Annotated in this window: 21 protein-coding genes; all 21 read left to right on the top strand. The window is 34.6% G+C overall.

The window, feature by feature from the left end:
* The first annotated feature begins 36 nt into the window (after nt 1-36).
* The 21 genes from modA to NK213_RS09155 all read left to right on the top strand — a co-directional run bounded on the left by modA (nt 37) and on the right by NK213_RS09155 (nt 21885).
* Nucleotides 37-837, top strand: coding sequence for a molybdate ABC transporter substrate-binding protein (modA, locus tag NK213_RS09255; protein WP_253348670.1), 801 nt, complete (start codon nt 37-39; stop codon nt 835-837).
* A 421-nt stretch (nt 838-1258) separates the two neighbouring features.
* On the top strand, nt 1259-1792 hold the full coding sequence (gene infC, locus NK213_RS09250) for a translation initiation factor IF-3 (protein WP_253348669.1): 534 nt from the start codon (nt 1259-1261) through the stop codon (nt 1790-1792).
* Nucleotides 1793-1813: 21 nt separating this feature from the next.
* The gene (gene rpmI, locus NK213_RS09245) at nt 1814-2020 is read left to right on the top strand and encodes a 50S ribosomal protein L35 (protein ID WP_253348668.1); all 207 of its coding nucleotides are present in this window, start codon (nt 1814-1816) and stop codon (nt 2018-2020) included.
* A 19-nt stretch (nt 2021-2039) separates the two neighbouring features.
* The gene (gene rplT, locus NK213_RS09240; RefSeq protein ID WP_253348667.1) at nt 2040-2384 is read left to right on the top strand and encodes a 50S ribosomal protein L20; all 345 of its coding nucleotides are present in this window, start codon (nt 2040-2042) and stop codon (nt 2382-2384) included.
* Between the two features lie 1013 nt (nt 2385-3397).
* Nucleotides 3398-6106 carry a DNA translocase FtsK gene (locus NK213_RS09235; protein WP_253348666.1) on the top strand — a complete coding sequence of 903 codons (2709 nt, stop codon included), beginning with the start codon at nt 3398-3400 and terminating at the stop codon, nt 6104-6106.
* Between the two features lie 30 nt (nt 6107-6136).
* Nucleotides 6137-7183 (top strand): rod shape-determining protein, encoded by a 1047-nt coding sequence (locus tag NK213_RS09230; RefSeq protein ID WP_253348665.1) that lies wholly within the window; start codon nt 6137-6139, stop codon nt 7181-7183.
* 417 nt (nt 7184-7600) lie between these two features.
* On the top strand, nt 7601-8227 hold the full coding sequence (gene scpB / locus NK213_RS09225; protein ID WP_253348664.1) for an SMC-Scp complex subunit ScpB: 627 nt from the start codon (nt 7601-7603) through the stop codon (nt 8225-8227).
* Entirely contained in the window at nt 8214-8900 is a 687-nt protein-coding gene (locus tag NK213_RS09220) for a pseudouridine synthase (protein WP_253348663.1), read from the top strand. The genes scpB and NK213_RS09220 overlap by 14 nt, the downstream gene beginning before the upstream one ends.
* A gap of 21 nt (nt 8901-8921) precedes the next feature.
* Nucleotides 8922-9569: an MtnX-like HAD-IB family phosphatase gene (locus NK213_RS09215; protein ID WP_253348662.1), complete on the top strand. Its 648-nt coding sequence runs from the start codon at nt 8922-8924 to the stop codon at nt 9567-9569.
* Complete coding sequence (gatC, locus tag NK213_RS09210; RefSeq protein ID WP_253348661.1) at nt 9556-9843, top strand: Asp-tRNA(Asn)/Glu-tRNA(Gln) amidotransferase subunit GatC; 288 nt, start codon at nt 9556-9558, stop codon at nt 9841-9843. The genes NK213_RS09215 and gatC overlap by 14 nt, the downstream gene beginning before the upstream one ends.
* A gap of 10 nt (nt 9844-9853) precedes the next feature.
* Nucleotides 9854-11293, top strand: coding sequence for an Asp-tRNA(Asn)/Glu-tRNA(Gln) amidotransferase subunit GatA (gatA, locus tag NK213_RS09205; protein WP_253348660.1), 1440 nt, complete (start codon nt 9854-9856; stop codon nt 11291-11293).
* Between the two features lie 8 nt (nt 11294-11301).
* Complete coding sequence (gatB, locus tag NK213_RS09200; RefSeq protein ID WP_253348659.1) at nt 11302-12738, top strand: Asp-tRNA(Asn)/Glu-tRNA(Gln) amidotransferase subunit GatB; 1437 nt, start codon at nt 11302-11304, stop codon at nt 12736-12738.
* Between the two features lie 8 nt (nt 12739-12746).
* Nucleotides 12747-14717 carry a penicillin-binding protein gene (locus NK213_RS09195; protein ID WP_253348658.1) on the top strand — a complete coding sequence of 657 codons (1971 nt, stop codon included), beginning with the start codon at nt 12747-12749 and terminating at the stop codon, nt 14715-14717.
* Between the two features lie 12 nt (nt 14718-14729).
* Entirely contained in the window at nt 14730-16877 is a 2148-nt protein-coding gene (priA, locus tag NK213_RS09190) for a primosomal protein N' (RefSeq protein WP_253348657.1), read from the top strand.
* A 19-nt stretch (nt 16878-16896) separates the two neighbouring features.
* On the top strand, nt 16897-17385 hold the full coding sequence (gene def, locus NK213_RS09185) for a peptide deformylase (RefSeq protein ID WP_253348656.1): 489 nt from the start codon (nt 16897-16899) through the stop codon (nt 17383-17385).
* 3 nt (nt 17386-17388) lie between these two features.
* Entirely contained in the window at nt 17389-18093 is a 705-nt protein-coding gene (locus NK213_RS09180; RefSeq protein WP_253348655.1) for a hypothetical protein, read from the top strand.
* A gap of 20 nt (nt 18094-18113) precedes the next feature.
* On the top strand, nt 18114-19043 hold the full coding sequence (gene fmt / locus NK213_RS09175) for a methionyl-tRNA formyltransferase (protein ID WP_253348654.1): 930 nt from the start codon (nt 18114-18116) through the stop codon (nt 19041-19043).
* 16 nt (nt 19044-19059) lie between these two features.
* Complete coding sequence (locus tag NK213_RS09170; RefSeq protein ID WP_253348653.1) at nt 19060-19710, top strand: redox-sensing transcriptional repressor Rex; 651 nt, start codon at nt 19060-19062, stop codon at nt 19708-19710.
* Nucleotides 19711-19712: 2 nt separating this feature from the next.
* Nucleotides 19713-20570: a bifunctional methylenetetrahydrofolate dehydrogenase/methenyltetrahydrofolate cyclohydrolase FolD gene (gene folD / locus NK213_RS09165; protein WP_253348652.1), complete on the top strand. Its 858-nt coding sequence runs from the start codon at nt 19713-19715 to the stop codon at nt 20568-20570.
* Nucleotides 20570-21034 carry an acetyl-CoA carboxylase biotin carboxyl carrier protein gene (accB, locus tag NK213_RS09160; RefSeq protein ID WP_253348651.1) on the top strand — a complete coding sequence of 155 codons (465 nt, stop codon included), beginning with the start codon at nt 20570-20572 and terminating at the stop codon, nt 21032-21034. The genes folD and accB overlap by 1 nt, the downstream gene beginning before the upstream one ends.
* Nucleotides 21035-21162: 128 nt before the next feature.
* Nucleotides 21163-21885 (top strand): hypothetical protein, encoded by a 723-nt coding sequence (locus tag NK213_RS09155; protein ID WP_253348650.1) that lies wholly within the window; start codon nt 21163-21165, stop codon nt 21883-21885.
* Nucleotides 21886-21950 lie beyond the last annotated feature (65 nt).

Genomic DNA, 21950 nt, shown 5'->3' with positions numbered 1-21950 from the left:
ACTGGTAATAAAACTAAAATATAAAGGAGATCAGGTATGGTGAAAAAAATATTGGGGATTCTGCTGTCATTAAGTATTATAGTGCTGACAACAGCATGTGGAAGCGGAAAAGATGCAAAGGAGGCAGCCGCGGAAAAACCAGCAACAGAGCAGAAAGAACTTACTGTAAGTATAGCTGCCAGTACAAAAAATGCAATTGATGAAATAGTGAAAAATTATGAAACTGAAAATCCCGGAGTAAAAATAAAAATTAATTCAGGAGGTTCGGGAACACTGGAACAACAGATTACAGGAGGAGCCCCTGTAGATATATTCCTGTCGGCAAGTAAGAAAAATATGGATAATCTGGAAGAAAAAGGATTTCTTCTTGAAGGGACAAGACAGGATCTTTTGAAAAACAGTCTTGTATTAATAGGAAGCAGCGATGTAAAAGACAAAATAAAAAGTATAGAAGATTTGAAAGCCGGAGGAATAAAGATAGCTTTGGGAGAACTGAATACAGTGCCGGCAGGAAAGTATGCAAAACAAGCTTTTGAAAAACTGGGTATGTGGACTGAAATAGAAAAAGAAGCTATTTATCAAAAAGATGTTACAGCAGTGCTTACTATAGTGGATTCCGGAGAAATAGAAACAGGAGTGGTTTACTCTTCTGATGCACTGACTCTGAAAAACGGATTTATAATTGAAGAATTTGCAGCTGATACGCATGATCCTATTGTATATCCTGCAGCTATTATAAAAGAAGCAAAAAATAAAGAAGAAGCGGAAAAATTCCTGAAATATCTTCAAAACGATGCTTCAAAAGAAATATTTGCCAAATACGGTTTCAAATTATAGAAATATCTATGGTAATACTACCTTCTAAAAGGTAATGATTATATACAGTACAGGTGCAATGCTCCGGCTGACAAAAATTATATTTTTGTTACAGGAATATCTGCACCTTATTTTTTGAATTTTTTTTATTTAAAAAGCAGAATACAGAAGCAGAAATCCAGCAGGGAGCAGAATATTTTATCAAAGAAGAGTAATAATTCTTGACAAAGCGGAAATATTAGTGTATTATATTCAAGTCAATTGAATAACAGGTTATAGTAGAAGTAGAAACTTTGTTTCTCACCTTGATATCCGTGTATAGTTAATTATACATGCTGGAATATGTCTATTCCGAGATATCCGGGTAAATGAATATGTTTATCTTATTTTTATATGAGAGATAGCAGGGTTTTCTATTACCCTGTTTTTATTATTTTAGGAGGTGTTCTATATATTTAAAGGAACTAATAAAGATACTACAAGAATAAACGAGGCAATAAGAGCAAAGGAACTAAGAGTAGTATCTGATGATGGTGAACAATACGGAGTTTTGACGCTTAGAGAGGCTTTGGAAAAAGCACAGGAGGCAGGTATGGATCTAGTAGAAATATCTCCGAATGCCGATCCGCCAGTATGTAAAATAATGGATTATGGGAAATTTAAATATGAGAAAACAAAAAAAGATAAGGAAAACAAAAAGAAGCAAAAACAGGTAGTTACAAAAGAGATGAGAGTAAAACCTCATATTGATACTCATGATAAAGATACAAAGATTTCACAAATCGAAAAATTCCTTGAAAAAGAATATAAGATAAAAATCAGTCTGAGACTTGCAGGAAGACAAAAGTTATATGCTGATCAGGGAATAAAAGTACTGGATGAACTAGCTGATCATTTTAAAGATAAAGCGATCATAGAAAAAAAATACGGGAAAGACCAAATACAGAAATTTGTTTTGCTTTCACCTAAAAAATAACGAATAAGGAGGAATGAAGCAATGCCTAAAATGAAAACTCATAAAGGGACGAAAAAGAGAGTAAAAGTTACGGGAACAGGAAAGTTTGTGCTGAGACATTCTGGAAAAAGTCACATTTTGACTAAGAAAAGTAAAAAGAGAAAGAACAGACTAGGAAAAGATATAGAAGCACCTGTTGGAGGAAGCAGAAAAATAGCTAAATTGTTAGCAGGACAAGAAGGAAGATAATCGATAAGGAGGGAATAAAATGCCAAGAGTAAAAACAGGAATAGTAAGAAAAAAAAGACATAAAAAAGTTTTAGCGGAAGCTAAAGGTTTTAGAGGGTCTAGCAGAACTAATTATAAAAAAGCAAACGAAGCTGTAAAAAAAGCAATGGCTTATGCTACAGAGCATAGAAAATTAAAGAAAAGAAAAATGAGAGAATTATGGATAATCAGAATAAATGCAGCAGCAAGATTAAACGGATTATCTTACTCTAAATTTATGAATGGTCTGAGAAAAGCAGGAATTGAATTAGACAGAAAAGTTCTGGCTGATTTAGCTGTGAATAATGCAGGAGAATTTGCAAAATTGGTAGACCTTGTAAAATAATATAATATTTTAGGGATATATATATGGTACCTTGGCAATATTAGATATTTAACGTCTAAGTCTGCCGAGGTATTTGTTTTTTATACCTTCATATAAAATTCTGTTATCGGGGTAACTGGTGTGTCTGATACATCAATGATCAGAATAATAACTGCGGGTTAATATCCGGACACTTGTACCCTTCGAGTATAAATGCCGGGCTGGTAATGATGTAGAGAAAAAATCGGCCTGAGTATGAATATTTCGTCTGCTGACAGAAAAGGTGCCGGATTAAAAATTAGTCCGGTGCCTTATTTTTTATGTCAATGACAAAATGTTGACAGTTATCTGCGGCTTTGAGCTTTGACTAAAGAAAGTACCGCTTTACTTTTGAAATAATAAAACTGAAAAAACACAGGAAAATATGTTATAATTAATTTTTAAAGGGAAAAAGAAATATTTTCGCAGGTTCAGATGCTTTTTTACGGAATTAATTAAAAAAACATGTGAGATATAAAATAATATACAAATTTATTTGTTGATTTTTTAAAATTATACTTAATTAATAAAAAATAAGTCTTGAATTTTTTATGTAAATCCAGTCTGGATTTTTTATATCGTAATAATAAATTATTTATATGAAAAAAGCTGTTAAAATAGTTAAAATTAATGTTCAAACATGATATAATAATTGTATTATGGTAAATTATGCAGAAATTGAAACAGCGGTAAAACAGGCAAATTTACATAAAATAAAGCAGGAAAAGCATTTTTTAATGTCTTTGCATAATATCAAAAGCGGGTAATTTAACGTTTTTTTTACACATCTTAGTATGAATGATTTATTTAATACATGCTTTATTTGGAAATGGCGAAAAATATGCGTTTACAGCATATAGAACAAAGTATAAAAAAATACAGGTGTTTTATTTTTGAAAATTGGTAATTTTTATTGATAGTGAACGTAATTCAATAATTGTAAAAATACTATTTTTATGATAAAATAATTTGAAAATTTATTTAGGAGAAAAATAATGAATAATAGTAGAAGAAAGATGCTTCGGGGAACTGTTTTTACTACTATCGGACTGGTAGTCCTACTATTGCTTTTATATAAAAAAATATTAATATATAAAAATGATAAAATTGAGGAGAATGCACTTTTATCAATTTTAAATTTATTTGAGATAATTTTCGGGAAAATGCTGTTATTTACAGTTTTTTCATTGATTTTTTTCGGGCTGGTTAATATATACACAAGTAAATCAAAAATAAAAGTAGATAAAGGAAAATTATACGCTTATATAATCTTATTCTTAAGCATGTCGCTGTATTTTACACAAAAATATATCAGCGTGAAGCTTCCGGGAAACTTTTTTGAATCCGGAAGAAAATTACTTGAAATAGGATTTAATGTTAACAGATTTCCTAACAGCGGCGGTCTGATCGGAAGTTTTCTGGCTTTTCCGTTTTACAAAATAATTCATTCCGGAAGTATTTCTGTAATTCTGTTGATAATAGTTACTACGGCGATACTATTCCTTCTGAAGGATTTTATTGCTTTCGGTGCTTTGCTGATCTTAGCTCTAGTAAAATATTACAGAAGTGATGAATACAGGAAGAAATCGAAGATACTTAAGGCGAAGAAGATTATAGAGAAAAAGGAACAGCAGAATTTGCGTCTGGATAAAAGAGAAGAACTTAAAAATAAAATTATAAATGCAAGAAAAGAAAAACTCAGTTTCGAGCTGTCGAGAAAACCTAAGACAGAAACAGAGGACGGAGAGGAACATTACAGTAATTCAGAGCTGGAAAGAAAGCAGAAAGAATGGCTTGATTACCTCGAAGAAATAAGAAGAGATAAAGAAAGAAAGAAAAAAGCCGAAGCATTCGGTCTGACAAGAAAAACAGCCGCTCCAAGACAGGAGGGCAGTGACAGCGAACAGGAAGAAGATGTTTCACCCATAAGGACAGTGCATAACTTTCAGGAGGAATTCAAAATATCGGATCAGCAGGAAGAACCGCAGGAAATGCCTGATTATCCTGAAGAACTGACAGATGATAATAATTTTTATGACGAAGAGCAGAGTATACAGGATCAGTTTGCGGAAAACGAACTTATTGAAGAAGAGTTAAATGAAAATATACTTATGAATGAATCAGACTATACAGAAGACAGTGAGGAAACATACAGCAGCATGCCGGCAGCCGATAATACACAGGATGACACACAGGGCGGCATGAACAAGTATGAAAAAATGCGTATTCATTCTCTGGAAAAAGAAATGCCTCCGGTACAGAAGACTTTCTCACCGGAAACACTTATTCAGAAAGAGACGGCACCTGTTCAGGAGCCGCAGAAAGCACAATATGTACAAGAGGAATTTCATAAGATATCCATTGATGATATATTTGTACAGAGAGAGCCTGACGAAAATAAAAGAATGGAAATGGAAAAAATCATACAGGAAAATGTAGCTCATCTGGAATCAGTACTGAAAGAATTCGGAATAGATGCACAGGTGGTAGATTATCAGAGAGGACCCACGATTACAAGGTATGAACTGGTAATACCAAAAGGAATAAGAGTAAATAAGGTTACTGCACTGGCAGACGACATCGCAATGAACCTGTCAGCAGAAAGCATAAGAATAGAGGCTCCTATTCCAGGGAAAAATACCATAGGGATAGAAACGCCGAATAAAGTCAAGGAACCGGTTTATTTCTCGAATCTAATAAGGAATAAAGAACTGGAAGAACGAAAATCCCTAAAGGTAATTTTGGGAAAAGATATAGTAGGAAGAGATAAAATAATAGACATAGCCAAAATGCCTCATCTGCTTATAGCAGGGCAGACAGGCTCAGGGAAAAGTGTGGCGGTAAATACACTGGTAGCTTCCCTGATTACAAAAAGATCCTCCAAAGATGTAAAATTCATAATGGTGGACCCTAAAATGGTAGAATTGATGCCGTTTAACGGAATACCACATCTGCTCCTGCCGGTAATAATAGATCCTAAACAGGCCTCTATTGCACTGAAATGGGCTGTAAGCGAAATGGAAAACAGATACAGAACGTTAATGGAGGTAGGAGTAAGAAATATTCAGAGTTATAATGAACTGGGCGGCATAGAAAAGATGCCATTCATAATTATAATAATAGATGAGCTGGCAGACCTGATGATGGTAGCCGCCGGAAGTGTGGAAGAATCAATAGCAAGAATCGCACAGAAAGCAAGAGCAGTAGGTATCCACCTTGTAGTGGCAACACAAAGACCGTCGACAGATGTAATAACAGGAATGATTAAGGCAAATCTGCCAAGCAGAATATCATTTGCACTGAGATCGCAGATAGATTCAAGAACAATTTTAGATAGTCCCGGTGCGGAAAAACTTCTCGGAAAAGGGGATATGCTTCTTTTGGAAAATGGTTCGTCAAAACTGGAAAGAATACAGGGAGCATTTATTTCAGACGAGGAAGTGCATAAGCTCACTACAAAGCTTAAGGCAAACTATGAGACAGATTACAATGAGGGAATATTGTTTGAAATGGAAAATGATATAGAAAAAGACGAATTATTTAATGAGGCTGTAGAGGTAATAAGACAGGAGGGGAAAGCATCAATTTCTCTGATACAGAGAAAACTGAAAATAGGATTTAACAGGGCATCCAGAATTTATGAACAATTAATGGACTGTGGGGTAATTAATGAAGATAAACAGGTAATGATGGATGAAGAATAGAATATTACATTAAAATTCATGGAGGGAAAAATGTTTAAAATTAAAAAAGTAATGAGAAGTTTTGTAAAATCTGCATCTAAAGATGTAGGAATTGACCTGGGGACGGCGAACACAGTAGTGTATGTAAGAAACGAAGGAATATTAATAGATGAACCGACATATATAGCAATAAACCTAAAAACTGAAAGTATAGAAAACATAGGGATAAAAGCAAAAGAAGTAATAGGAAGAACTGCTTCACACACAAAAATCATAAGACCTCTGAAAAACGGAGTAATCTCAAACTATGAAATTACTGAAAAAATGCTTGAGAGATTTTTGAATAAGATAAAAAAAGATAAGTTCCAGAGTGCAAGAGTAATTATCTGTGTTCCGAGCGGCGTAACACAGGTAGAGAGAAGAGCCGTTATGGACGTAGTAAAAGACTCGGGAGCTAAAGAGGTATATCTGGTGGAAGAGCCGGTAGCAGCAGCAATAGGAGCAGGAATAGACATTTTTGAACCAAAAGGACACATGATAATCGATATAGGCGGAGGAACTACAGAACTTGCATTTATAGTATCAGGAGGAGTTGCTTACTCGACTTCGATAAAAGTGGCAGGAGACAGATTTAACGAGGATATTATAGATTTTATAAGACAGAAATATAATCTTCTTATAGGAGAAACAACAGCTGAAAAACTAAAGATAGATGCCAGCAATTCAGCAAGCGAGAAAGATCTTTTTGAAATAAGAGGAAGAGAACTGGTAACAGGACTTCCAAAGAGTATGAAAGTTCACGGGCACGACATAGATGAAGCTATTACAAGAGATATAGATACTATAATAGAAACTGTAAAACTTGCACTTGAAGGAATAGAGCCGGAAGTATCAGCGGATATCTACGAAACAGGGATATTTCTTTCAGGAGGCGGTGCTGCCATAAAAGAGCTTACAAGAAAGCTGGAAAAAGAATTTAATCTTACTGTAACAATAGCAGATGAGCCTATTTATGCAGTAATAAAAGGAATTGCGATAATACTTGAGAATTTTGCTATGTACAAAAATGTTATTATTTCATCACATTCAGAGTATTAGTTCTGCATTTACAAATAAACAAAGGCCGGATTTTTATTTTCAAAATCTGCTGCATTTTGATAATTTTTATTTTATCAGGCAGGTTTGATCATGGGATTTTTTACGGCTGAGATTTAATGTTTTGTCTTATTTAAATTTAAAAAAATGACGAAGTCAAAACATTCGTATCCTTTTTCAGGTAAAAAGCATCAAGGCTGTAATAATTCAGAAGAGAATAATTCTGTCTGACCGCTTATACCGGAATAACCTTATTCAAATATCAAATGTGAATAAGACAGGGTACTAATACTTTGGTAAGTCAGAATTTTATGTTTTAAATATTTTGATTGTCAGGGAGTTTATGCTTAATCTGACGTGTTTAGACATAGAATCTTTAATTAAAGTATTAGAGCATAAAATTTTCAGGAGGAAAGAGATATGCTTGATTTGAAGAATAAAATAGAAGCACTGATTTTTCTTTCAAAAGAACCTTTGTCAATAGATGAATTATCTAAATATTTCAAACTTGAGAAACAGCAGATAGAAGATGCAGTTAATGAGCTTAAGGAAGATAAAAAAAATACGGGAATAAATCTGAAAACAGATAAAGATATACTGAGTTTCGTTACTAATCCTTCCTGCGGTGAAGAGATAAAGAATTTTTTTCATCCTGAGCTGAAGATAAAAAAATTATCAAAGTCAACCATGGAGACTCTGGCAATAATAGCATATAAAGGACCTATTACCAAAGGAGAGATAGAAGTCATCAGGGGAGTAAGTGCTGAGAAAGCTATCGGGAATCTTTTGGAAAAAAATCTTATATATGTCTCAGGGAAGAGAAAGTCCATAGGGACTCCGAATCTGTACAACGTAACAGAAGACTTTTACAGCTATCTGAATATAGATAAGGAAGAAAGTCTCCCGGGATATGAGGAATTCAGGAAAATAAATCTTCTTACACAAAAAAGTGTAAACAGCGAAGATGATAATGAAGTTCCTGAAACAGCAGTTATTAACGAGAATAATATATTAGAAGAAAACGAGGAAAATAATGAGATTAAATAAATATATAGCCGAGAGCGGTTTTTGTTCAAGAAGAAAGGCAGATGAATTAATATCTCAAAACAGGGTAACAGTAAATAAAGACACAGCTAAGCTTGGTATGGAAGTAAGCGACACTGATATAGTAAGGGTCGACGGAGAGAGAATAAAGCTGGACACGAGTTATGAATACTACCTTTTGTATAAGCCTAAAAAGGTAATATGTACTAATGCAGATACTTTCGGAAGAAGAATAGCAGTGGACTTTATCAGATCAAAAAAAAGACTTTTCACATACGGAAGACTGGATTACATGACAGAGGGAATTATTCTTGTGAGTAATGACGGAGATACATATAATAAAGTCATGCATCCGAGAAAGAAACTCTTCAAGACATATATAGCAAAGCTGGATAAACCTATGGAAGAAAAAGATCTTGCCAGACTTGAAAAAGGAATACTTATAGACGGTCAGAAAACAGCTCCTGCGAAGATAAAGAAAATAGACGAAGCAGAGATAAAGGTTTCTATTTATGAAGGAAGAAACAGACAAATAAGAAAAATGTTTGAGAATCTTCATTATAATGTGAAAGAATTAAAAAGGGTTACAATAGGGGAATTCAAAATCGGTAATCTAAAGCCGGGAGAATACAGAAAACTTACTGAAGATGAGGTAAAATACATAAAAAATTTATAATAATATCAGGTGATAAAGAAAATGACAAGTATTTTTTTAGTGGATTTCGATAAAACGATTTCCTTTAATGATAGTACAGATGTAATAATGAGAAAGCACAATCCTGAGTTTTTGAAAAAAGTAAGAGAAAAATTCAGAAATAAACAGGTGGGAATAATGGGATTTATGAAATCCTGTCTGGAATCTCTCGAATTATCAGAGGAAGAGTATATAAATTCTCTGGAAGATGTAAGAATAGACAGGACATTTAAGACATTTCTGGAAAGCGGCTTTGACTTTAGAATAGTAAGTGCAGGTACAAGAACCAATGTAACGGGATCACTTGAAAAAGAAGATATCTTCGTGGACGGCGATCTGATTATATCTAATGAACTAAAGTTTGAAGACGGAAAAGTAAAAATGGAATTCCCTTATTTAGATGAAGAGAGATATTTTGGACTGGACAAAAGATCTCTTGTTTTGGATTATAAAAACAACGGGAAAAAAGTAATTTTCGTAGGCGACGGACCGTCTGATTATGAAGCGGTAAAAGTAGCAGACTGTGTTTTTGCCAGAAGTTCGTCAAGGCTGGTAGATCACTGTAATGAAAATAATATAGAATTTAAGGAATTTACAGATTTTGAAGATTTAATAAGGCAGTATAAGGAGGAACATTGTGGAATTAAGTAAAGAAGACGTAATAAAAATAGCAATATTATCAAAACTTGAGTTTAACGACGACGAGATAGAAAACTTCAGAAGCGACTTGAGCGAGATATTAAATTATATGAACGAACTGAATGAACTGGACACAGAAGGGATAAACCCTTTGTTTAACGTGTTGGATCTGGACGATGTAACGAGAAAAGACGAGGTCAGAGATAGCTTAAAGCAGGAAGAAGTGTTGAAAAATGCTCCCGATAAAGATGAAAATTTTATAATAGTACCAAAAATTATAGGTTAGGTGAGATTATATGAAACTACATGAATTATCAGCAGTAGAGCTGTCGGAAAAAATAAAAAATTCCGGTACCACTTCTGAAGAAGTAACTAAGACATTCTTAGACAGAATTGATTCAATAGATGAAAAAACAGGAGCTTTTGTGAGTGTGAACAGAGAGAAAGCCCTGAAAGAAGCAAAAGAATACGGAGATAAAGAAAACAGCAGTCCTTTGCATGGTGTTCCTATAGCAATAAAAGATAATATTTTATCTATAGGTGATTTGACAACATCAGCATCAAAAATTTTAGATAACTACATTGGAATTTATGATTCTACTGTTGTTAAAAAAATAAAAGAAAGCTGCATGCCGATACTGGGAAAAACTAATATGGACGAGTTCGCAATGGGATCGTCAAATGAAAACTCGGGAATAAAGCCGGTTTCCAATGTCTGGGACATGGACAGAGTACCTGGGGGAAGCAGCGGAGGTTCTGCAACGGCAGTAGCAGCAGGAGAAGCACCTGTAGCACTGGGAACTGATACCGGAGGAAGTGTAAGACAGCCTGCGGCATTATCTGGTGTAGTAGGAATAAAACCTACTTACGGAAGAGTATCAAGATATGGTTTGATGGCTTTTGGTTCTTCGCTTGACCAGATAGGAGTATTTTCCAAAACTGTAAGAGATGCAGCTGAAACACTGAAAATAATAGCTGGATATGATGAAATGGATTCTACTTCTGCAGATGTAGCTGTGGATAATTATACAGAATATCTTACAGAGGACATAAAAGGGCTGAAAATAGGAATACCGAAGGAATATTTTTCGGAAAGCCTTGATGCGGAAATAAAAAAAGTAATAGATAATTCAATAAATATGCTGAAGGAACAGGGGGCTGAAATCAGGGAGATATCATTACCCCACACAAAATATGCTGTTCCTACATACTACATAATAGCCTGTGCTGAAGCAGCATCGAATCTTGCGAGATATGACGGGGTTAGATACGGCTACAGAGGGGACAACAGCAGTGTAGAGGACATGTATGTGAAATCGAGAACACAGGGACTCGGTAAAGAAGTAAAAAGAAGAATAATGCTTGGAAATTATGTATTAAGCAGCGGATTTTACGATGCTTATTATAAAAAGGCATCACAGGTAAGAAGACTTATAAAGAATGACTTTGATAAAGCACTGGAAGAAGTGGACGTAATTCTTACACCGACATCACCTGTTCTTCCGTTTAAAAAAGGTGAGAAAATGGAAGACCCTGTACAGATGTATCTTGCTGATATATTTACAGTGTCAATAAATCTGGCCGGACTGCCGGGAATATCAGTGCCTGCAGGTTTTGTAGATGGACTTCCCGTGGGACTGCAGATAATAGGAAAGTTTTTTGATGAAGGAACATTATTCAGAGTATCTGACAAATTTGAAAAAATAAGAGGAAAAATAACATATCCTGAGCTATAGGAGGAAAAATGAGCAAAGAATACGAAACGGTAATAGGTCTGGAAGTACACTGCCAGCTAAAGACAAAGACAAAGGTATGGTGCGGCTGTGACGCAGACTATGATCATAAAGATCCGAACACATCAGCGTGTCCTGTGTGTACAGGACAGCCGGGGGCACTTCCGAAACTAAATGATAAGGTACTGGATTATGCAATAAAGGCTGCACTTGCACTGAACTGTGATGTGAACTCAAACAGTCAGTTTGACAGAAAAAACTATTTTTATCCTGATTCTCCAAAAAATTACCAAATTACGCAGTATTTTAAACCATATGCGGAAAATGGGTATCTGAATGTAAAAACAAACAGCGGAAAAGAAGCAAAGGTAGGAATAGAAAGAATCCAGATAGAAGAAGATACAGCTAAAAATATACATACAGAAAGCGAATCGCTTTTGAATTTTAACAGAGCATCTATTCCTCTGATTGAAATTATTTCAAAACCTGAAATAAAAAATCAGGAAGAGGCATATGCATATCTGACTACATTAAGAGACAGATTAAAGTATACAAAAATCAGTGATGTAAGCATGGAGCTGGGGTCGCTGAGATGTGATGCCAACGTATCTGTAAGAGTAAAAGGCGAAACTGAACTGGGAACAAGAACAGAAACTAAAAATCTGAACTCTTTCAAGGCAGTGGTAAGAGCTATAGAGTACGAGGCTGCGAGACAGATTGAAATACTTGAAAACGGCGGTAGAATAGTACAGGAAACAAGACTGTGGGATGAGGAAAACGGAATAACAAGAACAATGAGAAGTAAGGAAGAGTCTATGGACTACAGATACTTCCCTGAACCTGATCTTCCAAGAGTGCACATTTCAGAAAGCAGACTTGAAGCTGTAAAAGGTGATATGCCTGAATTTTCTGAAGATAAAGTGGGAAGATTCATCAATGAATACAAAATTCCTGAGTATGATGCCGGTATTTTGTCAGGAGAGATCGAACTTGCCGATTATTATGAGAGTGTCGTAAAAACTTCGGGAGATGCTAAGCTTTCTTCAAACTGGGTTTTGACAGAAGTGTTGAGAATACTTAAAGATAAAAATATATCAATAGAAGAATTTACAGTTTCGCCGAAAAATCTGGGGAAATTAATACTTTTAATAAAAAATAATACAATAAGTTCGAAAATAGCAAAGGATATCTTTGAAGTCCTTCTCACGGATAACAGAGATCCAGAAGAAATAGTAAAAGAAAAAGGTCTGGTTCAGATAACAGACAATAATGAGATAGAAAAAATAGTGGATATGGTTTTAAGTGAAAATGCACAGTCTGTGGAAGATTATAAAGCCGGAAAAGATAAGGCAATGGGATTTCTGGTAGGACAGGCTATGAAATTATCAAAAGGGAAGGCTAACCCAAAAATGGTAACAGATATTATTTTGTCAAAAATCTCTGATTAGGTGAATATATGAAAAGAAAATATAGCTTTAAAGGCAGATTCATAATAGTATGTATGTTTTTTTTCTTCAGTTTTCTGTTTCTGCTGTTTATATTATTTAAAATACAGGTAATGGAAGGGCGTCGTTGGTCCGAAGTAGGCTACAGACAATACTACAGTGAGGTAATCACAAAGGCCAAAAGAGGAGGAATAGTAACAGCAGACGGACAGGATATAGCTTATGATGTGGAAGCATATCAGATTATACTTGATCCGACTTTAGTGAAAACTGAAAATATAGAGAAAATATCAAAGATAATTTCTGAAGATTTGAAATCAGTAAAATTCGAGACTTTGAAAAAGGAAATAAGTGATAAAAAAAAGTTGAGCAGAAAATATATGAAAGTAGGGGAACCTATTGATTATAATATGAAAAATAAGCTTAACAGCGAGCTTTCCAAAGAAACAGGACTGAAATTCGGTGTTTTCTTTGAAACAATATATAAAAGAAAAGATCCGGGAAAAGAATTATACGGGCCTATAATCGGGTTTTTGAATTCTGAAGGAAAAGGTGTATATGGTCTTGAAAAGCACTATGAAGATACTCTTGAAGGGACAAACGGGGTAATAGCCACATACAGAGCTACATACAGGGATTTTGAACTTCCCACTGCCAAAAGAAGAGCAGAAAAGAAGTATGCAGAGGACGGAAAAAACCTTGTGCTTACAATTGATTCAGTATTACAGTATACATTAGATGAGGAATTAAAAAAGGCCTTTGTGGAATTTGATGCTAAAACAGCAACAGGGATAATAATGGAAAGCGACACAGGTAAGATTATAGCAATGTCTTCCTACCCAAAAGCAAAAGACAATTCTGAAATAAAGAATAACAATATTTCGGATTTATTCGAGCCGGGTTCCATCTTTAAGCCTCTTATAGTGGCAGAAGGACTTCAGGAAGGTGTAATAAATAAAAATTCCATAATAAATTCATCAGGGCAGATTCAGGTAAAAGACAGAATAATAAAAGATCACGATAATTCGACAACAGGTGATCTTACTCTGGAAAAAATAATTTCGCTTTCAGGAAACGTGGCGATGGTAAAAATTGCAGAGAGAATAAAAGATGAAACATTTTATGAATATCTGAAAAAATTCGGTCTGGACAGCAAAACAGGGATAGACCTTTATTCGGAAACATCTATAAAAGTTCCCGCGCCAAATAAATGGGACGGAGTAAGGAAGGCAAATATGTCTTTCGGACAGGGAATTTCCATGACACAGATCCAGATAATCACTGCACTTAATACTATAGTAAATGACGGTAAAAGAGTAAGACCGTATGTAGTGGACAAGATAGTAGATGAAAACGGAAAAGTGCTGGAACTGACAAAACCTGTGGTGGAAGAAACAGTTTTCTCGCCGGAGGTAGCAAGAGAAGTAAGAAGAATAATGGAAAGTGTTGTAGATAAAGGGACAGGAAAAGGAACAAGAATAGAAGGATATAAAATAGGAGGAAAAACAGGTACTGCACAAAAAGCCGGAAGCAAAGGTTATGCAGGCGGCGGTTATGTATCTTCGTTTTTTGCATTTTTTCCGGTGGATAATCCTAAATATACTATTCTTGTTACCATAGATGAGCCCAGAGGACAGTATTACGGGGCACAGGTAGCACTTCCCACTGTTAAGGCAATGATAGAAAAAATTATAAAATATAAGGGAATAAAGCCAAACGGCGAAGAAAATATAATAGTAAACCTGAATGTGGGAGACGACAAAAGAACCGCAGCGCAAAACCATCAGGAACTGGAAAAGTCTCTGCTAAGCGGATTTATGCCTGATTTTACGGGGCTGAGTCTGAGAGAGGTTCTGGCGATAATGCCTGCCAATGTATATCCTAATTTTAAGATCAACGGCAGCGGCAGGGTAAGAACACAGTCACCTGCAAAAGGAGCCAAAATAGACGGTAAATCAAAAATAGTTATTAATTTGGAATGACCGGGAGTATAAATGAAATATTACGTGCTTTATGTGGAAAATACGAAAAGTTTCTTTACATATAAATCAGAAGAGGAATACAAACCTGGAGAATGGTGTATAGTAGACTTTTCAGGCCGTAAAAGATCGGCCGTTATATTAAGAGAAACAGAAGAAGAAAAGATAGATTTTGATATAAAAAAAATAAAGGAAATAGACAGCAGAGCAGATATACTGTCTATTCCCGAAGATATTATAAAGCTGGTAGACTGGATGGCTGCCTATTACATAAGTGACTACTATAATGTAATAAAAACAGTCTTTCCCGGAATACTAAAGCTGAACTATTCACAAAAGGCAGTTTTTTTTAAAGAGCTTGAAAATACAGAAAAATATGATATAGAAATAGTAAAAGAATTCAATGATTACATGAAAAAGAAAAAAATAGTCACTTCTGCCACACTTATAAAAAAGTTCGGCAAAGATATTGTTTCTTATGCACAGTCAAAAGATGCGGTAAAAATAGAAAAACATCTTATTACAAAAGAAAATAAAATAAAAGAAATAGAAACTGACGGAATAATCAACGAAACTGATATTGAGCTTAATGAAGAACAGAAAAATACAGTGGATGCAATAGAAAATGGAAATAATAACTATTATCTTATAAAGGGAATAACAGGTTCAGGAAAAACAGAAGTGTATATAAGACTGATCAAAAATGCGCTGAAATCCGGCGAAGGTTCCATATTTCTGGTTCCTGAGATATCTCTTACACCTCAGATGATGCACAGACTAAGAAGAGAGTTTGGCAATAATGTTGCTCTTCTTCACAGCCGTCTTACTGCAAAGGAAAGAAAAGAAGAATGGTATTCCATAAAGAGCGGAAATAAAAAAGTAGTAATAGGAGCAAGATCAGCTGTTTTTGCACCTGTGCAGAATTTGAAATACATAATTCTGGATGAAGAACATGAAACTACTTATAAGCAGGAGAGTAATCCCAGATATCACACTAAAAATGTGGCAATAAAAAGGGCAAATCTGTTAGAAAATGTAAAAGTAGTGCTTGGATCAGCTACACCTTCATTTGATACATACTATCAGGCTAAAGAAGGAGTCATAGAGCTTCTGGAGCTGAATAACAGATATAATGATGCTAAAAAGCCTGTTTACGATCTTGTAAATTTACAGAATGTAAACGGAAATTTTTCTCATGAACTGCTGGAAAAAATATCAGAAAAACTTTCAAAAAATGAACAGATAATTTTGATATTAAACAGAAAGGCATTTTCTACATTTATAAAATGCAGAGACTGCGGAACAGTGGAAACGTGCCCTAACTGCAGTATAAGTCTTAATTATTACCGAAAGGAAAATAAGCTGAAATGTCATTACTGCGGATATGAGAAGTACTTTAAGCCTGTATGCGGCAACTGCGGAAGTAAAAATCTCATTCATCTCGGAACGGGAACAGAAAAAATAGAGTCAGAACTTGGTGAATTATTTAAGGATGCCAGAATTTTGAGAATTGATTCTGAAAATACAAGAACACAGGAACAGTTTGAAAAAATGTACAATGATTTTAAAGATCATAAATTTGATATACTGCTGGGAACGCAGATTATAGCCAAAGGCTTTCATTTTCCCGATGTAACTCTGGTAAGTATAATAAATGCAGATATAATACTGAATTTTCCTGATTTCAGAGCGGGAGAGAAAACATATCAGCTGCTTACACAGGCTTCTGGAAGATCAGGACGTGAGAAGAAAGAAGGCGAAGTACTGATTCAGACTTATGATCCTGATAATGATGCAATAAAGAAAACTATAACTGATAATTACGAAGGATACTACGAAAATGAAATGGCAATAAGAAAGATACTGAAATATCCCCCGTACGGGAGAATTATCAATATAGTAATATCATCGGAAACAGAAACAGGCTTGAAAGATAAGGCGGAAAAGTTTTATAATATGATCAGGGAGAAGAATAGTTTTATTCCAAAACCATTTAAAGCACCCATCTATCGTATTAATAACAGATACAGGTATCAAATTTTTATAAAATCTGATAGAATATCTATAAATAATATTAAATATAAAATCAGAAGTTCGCTGATAAATTACAGGGAAAAAGATGTCAGAATAAGCGTAGACGTAGATCCCGTGAATTTATTATAAAAATATAAAGGAGAAAGTAATGAAAATAATATATTATGGTAATCCGGTATTACGTGAAACATCAAAAGAAGTTACCGAGGTTACCGACGAAATAAGAAAAATACTTGATGAAATGGTAGAAACAATGAGAGAAGAAAGCGGAGTGGGACTTGCAGCGAATCAGGTAGGACTAACACAAAGATTTTTCGTATGTGAAGTAGAAGGTAATGTAAAAAAAATAATTAATCCCGAAATTATCAAATTCAGCGAGGAAGAGATAGAAATGGAAGAAGGATGCCTGAGCATTCCGAGAATTTATAAAAGGGTAAAGAGACCTGAAAAAATAAGTGTAAAATATATGAACGAAAAAGGTGAAACTGTGGAAGAGGAACTTGACGGAATCTGGGCAAGAGTATACCAACACGAGCTTGATCATCTGAACGGTGTTTTATTCATAGATAAATTATCACCATTAAATAAAAGATTAATATCAAAAAGACTGGCACAAATAAAAAAAGAAGGTAATTAAAATATGAAAAAGATAATCTGTTTATTTCTTCTTCTGCTCCTGTTTTCATGCGGGAAAGAAAACAAAGAAATAAATATAAGATCAGGTCTCGATAATATGAATGGCAGCGGATCTGTGCAGGAGGTAAAAGAAGAAGATATAAAGGATTTTTGGGATTTATACTCAAAAACAGAAAAACAGATGCTTGACAGTTTTAATGAAGGAGATAAATATCAGAACAAATATATAGCTGATTTGGATAATAAGCTGAGGGAAATAGACCCCAGCCTTTCTGTGGAAATAAAACCCAATACTGATAAGGAAAGAGTCCTTACAATTACAGCAAGCGGTATACCGGAATTATTTCCGGTGGTAATAAAAATAGCCAAAGCAGCACCAAAAGAAAGATTATGGAAAATAGAAGCTTTGAAACAAAGGGTAAAACTTCCGGTAATCATTGATTACAAAGGAATAATTCTGGATTCCAAAACTGTGGAATTTGCATATAAAAAAAGCGATGACGGCAGACTGGAACTGGTAATACATTATCCTTCGGCAACAGAGGACAATCTCTATATTACATATATTTTTCTTGATGGAATTATAGGAGAATATGATACTTCAAAATATATAAAAAACATAGAATTCAGTACAGAAAAAGATAATACTTACCAATCACTGGAAAATCTGAGAAGTATTTTGGATAATGAAATAAAAAGCAAAAATTAATTATAGAAAAAGGAGTAAACATGAAAACAATATTTATGGGAACCCCTGAATTTGCAGTGCCAAGTCTGGAAAAAGTCTTTGAGATGACAGATATTGCCGCTATATTTACAAAAGAGGATAAGCCAAATGCAAGAGGAAATAAAATTATAGTCAGCCCTGTAAAACAGTTCGGACTGGATCATAACATAGAAATTATACAGCCGCGTAAACTGAAAGACAGTGATCTGGTAAACAAAATAAAAGAACTGGCTCCTGATTTGATTGTAGTGGTGGCATATGGTAAAATAATACCCAGAGAAATAATAGATATTCCAAAATACGGGATAATTAATGTTCACTCTTCACTTTTGCCAAAATACAGAGGTGCTTCTCCGATTCATTCGGCAATATTAAATGGTGACAAAGAAACAGGCGTGAGTATTATGTATATTGAAGAGGAACTGGATTCGGGAGATGTGATTCTAATGGAGTCATGTGAAATAACAGACACTGACACACTGGGAACACTGCATGATAAATTAAAAGTAATCGGAGCCGATCTTCTGGGAAAAGCGCTTGATCTTATAGAAAAAGAAGAAGTGCATGCTGTTCCTCAGGATCATCCAAAAGCAACTTTTGTAAAACCTATTACAAAAGGAGAAGAGAAGATAGACTGGAATAAGCCCGCGGATGAAGTATACAATAAAGTAAGAGGACTGAATCCTTTTCCGGGAGCTTATACGACTTTCAAAGATACTGTGGTAAAAATATATGAAACAGAAAAAGATTATGAAGAATATGAGGGAGACTTCGGAGAGGTAGTGGCCTTAAAGAAAAAACACGGCCCTGTAGTAAAGCTGAGAGACGGGAATCTAATATTAAAAAATGTAAAACTACAGGGGAAAAAGAATCAAAGTGGAGTAGACTTACTTAACGGAAGAGTATTTCAGACAGGGGATAAATTTATTTAAATTTTAGGAGGGAAAAATGAAATTAAAGAGAGATGATATTTCGGACAGAGTTATACAGAGATTAACCAAATATTTATCGATTTTGCATGACATGAAGAAATACGAAGAGTATATAAATTCATCTGAACTTTCAAAGATAATGAATACTACTTCTGCTCAGATAAGAAGGGATTTATCCACTTTCGGGGAATTCGGGATAAGAGGAAAAGGATATGATATTGAAAATCTGATATCAATAATAGAAAGAATACTCGGGATAGACAGAATTAATAAAGTGATTCTCGTAGGACACGGAAAAGTTGGGGAAATGCTTACTTCCAATACCGAAGTTCTGGGGAAAAGCTTTAACATAGTGGAAGTATTTGATAAAAGTCCGAGTAAGGTAGGAAAAGAAATAAAGGATCTGAATATAAAAATAAAGGATATTAAGGATATAGACGGCGAGCTTGGCAAACTAAACGTAGATACTGCTATTTTATCTGTAATAAAGGAACAGGCACAGATAGTTACTGATATACTGGTAAAAAACAATATAAAAGGAATATTGAATTTTACTACGTATAAACTGGAAACACCTGATGATGTAGCAGTAGTAGATGTTAACATAAGTGCTAATCTGCAGGAGCTTAATTTCTGGAAAGATATGCTTAAGAATAAGGGGGAATAGCTTTGGTGGTAATAGACGGAAAAGCAGTTTCTGCAAAAATCAGAGAGCAGATAAGAAAAGAACATGAAGTACTGGCTTTAGCATCAGGAAGAAAAGCAGGGCTGGCAGTAATTCTTGCAGGAGATGATCCTGCCTCAAAAATATATGTAAATAATAAAATAAAAGCCTGTGAAAAAGCAGGGTTTCATTCAATGGTTCATTATCTCGGCGGGGATGTAAGCGAAAAAGAGCTTCTGGACCTGATAATAACTTTGAATAATGATGAAAATACAGACGGTATTCTGGTGCAGCTGCCTCTGCCGAAGCATATAAACGAGCTGAAAGTAATTACCAGTGTATCACCGGAAAAAGATGTAGATGCATTTCATCCCGTAAACATAGGAAAATATGTTATAGGTGATGAAAGTGGTTTTTTACCTTGTACGCCATATGGTATAATACAATTACTGGATGAGTATAAGATAGAAACTCAGGGAAAGGATACCGTGATAATAGGAAGAAGCAATATAGTAGGAAAGCCTATGGCTATGCTTATGCTTCAAAAAAGTGCCACAGTTCAGGTATGCCATACCAAGACAAAAAATTTATTTGAAAAAATGAGAAATGCGGATATAATAATATCAGCTGTGGGAGTCCCGAATCTGGTAACAGAAGAGAATGTAAAAGAAGGAGCAGTAGTAATAGATGTGGGTATTTCCAGAGTAGAAGGAAAAGTATGCGGTGATGTGGATTTCACTGGTGTATCTAAAAAAGCATCGTATATAACACCTGTTCCCGGCGGGGTAGGGCCGATGACTATCACAAGCCTTCTCGGGAATACGCTGAAATCATTTAAAAATAGAAGAAGAGAGGTTAAGTAATGAAAGAAAAGGTAAAATTAATAAAAGAGCTTGCTAAGAGTATAAATACTTATGAGGTAGACAGTGTAGAATATGAAAATGAAGATTTTAAAGTAAAAATCAAAAAAAATATAGAGGAAAAAGTGGTTTATACTACAGTAAGCGAACCACAGGCAGTACAAGCCGTTCAGCCTGCTGCAGCACCAAATGCGGAAAGCACAGAGGCAAAGCCTGTACAGGAAGAAATTTCCGGAATAAAAATAGAATCACCAATGGTAGGGACTTTTTATGCAGCACCTTCACCAACAGCGTCAGCTTTTGTAAAAGAGGGAGATAAGGTATCAGAAGGGGATACACTCTGCATAGTGGAAGCGATGAAATTAATGAATGAAATAAAAGCATCAGCAGGGGGAACTATAAAAAAAATACTGGCAAAAGACGGGATGACAATAAAAAAAGGCGATGTTTTGATGGTAATAGAGTAAGGCATTTTATATATTGCGAGAGTAAGCACAAAAAATCAGCTTGATTATAACTCTTGAGAGCTTTTCAGAAGCTTTTTAACAGGTATAGTCAGGTTGTTTTATTTTTTTAGGGAGAAGGGGCAGATATAATGAAGAAAAAAATGTATTATGTAACCGCAGCAATATCTGTTTTAGTATTGGGATTTTTTTTACAATACATAAAATATGATGTGGACAGTTACAGATTTTTGAGAAGTTTTATGAATAAATATGCGAATACTATAATTTATCTTGAAGGAAAAAATTCCAATGACAGCTTTTTGACCAAAAGAAGCAAAGCTGCAAAATTGAGAAAAGAACTTAAAGGGAAAATCAGCAGAATAAATGAAGCTGCGGGAGTTTCCCTTAACGGCAAACCTCAGTTTTTCACAGATCTGTATGACGGAATGGTAGACCTGACAGTACAGCAGGCTATGTTTGACAGAACTGTAAAAGATGAACTGATGAAAGATAAGCTTGTTAGTGACGTATATAATAACAGAACAGCATTAAAAAGAAATGCAGGTTTTCTTTCAGGACTGAAAAACGGACTTATAATAGGTACCAGTTATCCTGCTGCGGTAAAGGACAAGTTTATAAATCTTACTGCCGATGGGGAATCACTACCTGTTTCAGTTTTGAAGGCATATTTTGTTACAATGGGAGATTATCTGAATATAGGTCTGAATTGTTTTCTTTTTTATGGTATAGCTTATAAAGCAGGATATATAATTACATGGCTTATTAGTGCTTATTTTACTGTTATACTGGTATTTCTTCCGGTTTTCCTGTTGATACCGAAAAAAAAGCCAAAAACAACATATGGTTTTTAAAAAAAAATTACACCAAAGATAATGATTATAAAACTAAACTAAGCCAAATATGATATAATATAAAT

The sequence above is a fragment of the Sebaldella sp. S0638 genome (genome assembly GCF_024158605.1).
In the GTDB taxonomy this organism is placed as follows: Bacteria; Fusobacteriota; Fusobacteriia; order Fusobacteriales; family Leptotrichiaceae; genus Sebaldella.
The sequence above is the reverse complement of the archived record's forward strand: the minus strand, read 5'-3'. Positions and strand labels throughout refer to the sequence as shown.

Coding starts and splice junctions, on each gene's coding strand:
- accB (WP_253348651.1), top strand. CDS start 20,570: ATGAAAGAAAAGGTAAAATTAATAAAAGAGCTTGCTAAGAGTATAAAT.
- rplT (WP_253348667.1), top strand. CDS start 2,040: ATGCCAAGAGTAAAAACAGGAATAGTAAGAAAAAAAAGACATAAAAAA.
- scpB (WP_253348664.1), top strand. CDS start 7,601: ATGCTTGATTTGAAGAATAAAATAGAAGCACTGATTTTTCTTTCAAAA.
- NK213_RS09230 (WP_253348665.1), top strand. CDS start 6,137: ATGTTTAAAATTAAAAAAGTAATGAGAAGTTTTGTAAAATCTGCATCT.
- NK213_RS09220 (WP_253348663.1), top strand. CDS start 8,214: ATGAGATTAAATAAATATATAGCCGAGAGCGGTTTTTGTTCAAGAAGA.
- priA (WP_253348657.1), top strand. CDS start 14,730: ATGAAATATTACGTGCTTTATGTGGAAAATACGAAAAGTTTCTTTACA.
- NK213_RS09155 (WP_253348650.1), top strand. CDS start 21,163: ATGAAGAAAAAAATGTATTATGTAACCGCAGCAATATCTGTTTTAGTA.
- modA (WP_253348670.1), top strand. CDS start 37: ATGGTGAAAAAAATATTGGGGATTCTGCTGTCATTAAGTATTATAGTG.
- NK213_RS09215 (WP_253348662.1), top strand. CDS start 8,922: ATGACAAGTATTTTTTTAGTGGATTTCGATAAAACGATTTCCTTTAAT.
- fmt (WP_253348654.1), top strand. CDS start 18,114: ATGAAAACAATATTTATGGGAACCCCTGAATTTGCAGTGCCAAGTCTG.
- gatA (WP_253348660.1), top strand. CDS start 9,854: ATGAAACTACATGAATTATCAGCAGTAGAGCTGTCGGAAAAAATAAAA.
- NK213_RS09235 (WP_253348666.1), top strand. CDS start 3,398: ATGAATAATAGTAGAAGAAAGATGCTTCGGGGAACTGTTTTTACTACT.
- gatB (WP_253348659.1), top strand. CDS start 11,302: ATGAGCAAAGAATACGAAACGGTAATAGGTCTGGAAGTACACTGCCAG.
- NK213_RS09180 (WP_253348655.1), top strand. CDS start 17,389: ATGAAAAAGATAATCTGTTTATTTCTTCTTCTGCTCCTGTTTTCATGC.
- NK213_RS09195 (WP_253348658.1), top strand. CDS start 12,747: ATGAAAAGAAAATATAGCTTTAAAGGCAGATTCATAATAGTATGTATG.
- rpmI (WP_253348668.1), top strand. CDS start 1,814: ATGCCTAAAATGAAAACTCATAAAGGGACGAAAAAGAGAGTAAAAGTT.
- NK213_RS09170 (WP_253348653.1), top strand. CDS start 19,060: ATGAAATTAAAGAGAGATGATATTTCGGACAGAGTTATACAGAGATTA.
- def (WP_253348656.1), top strand. CDS start 16,897: ATGAAAATAATATATTATGGTAATCCGGTATTACGTGAAACATCAAAA.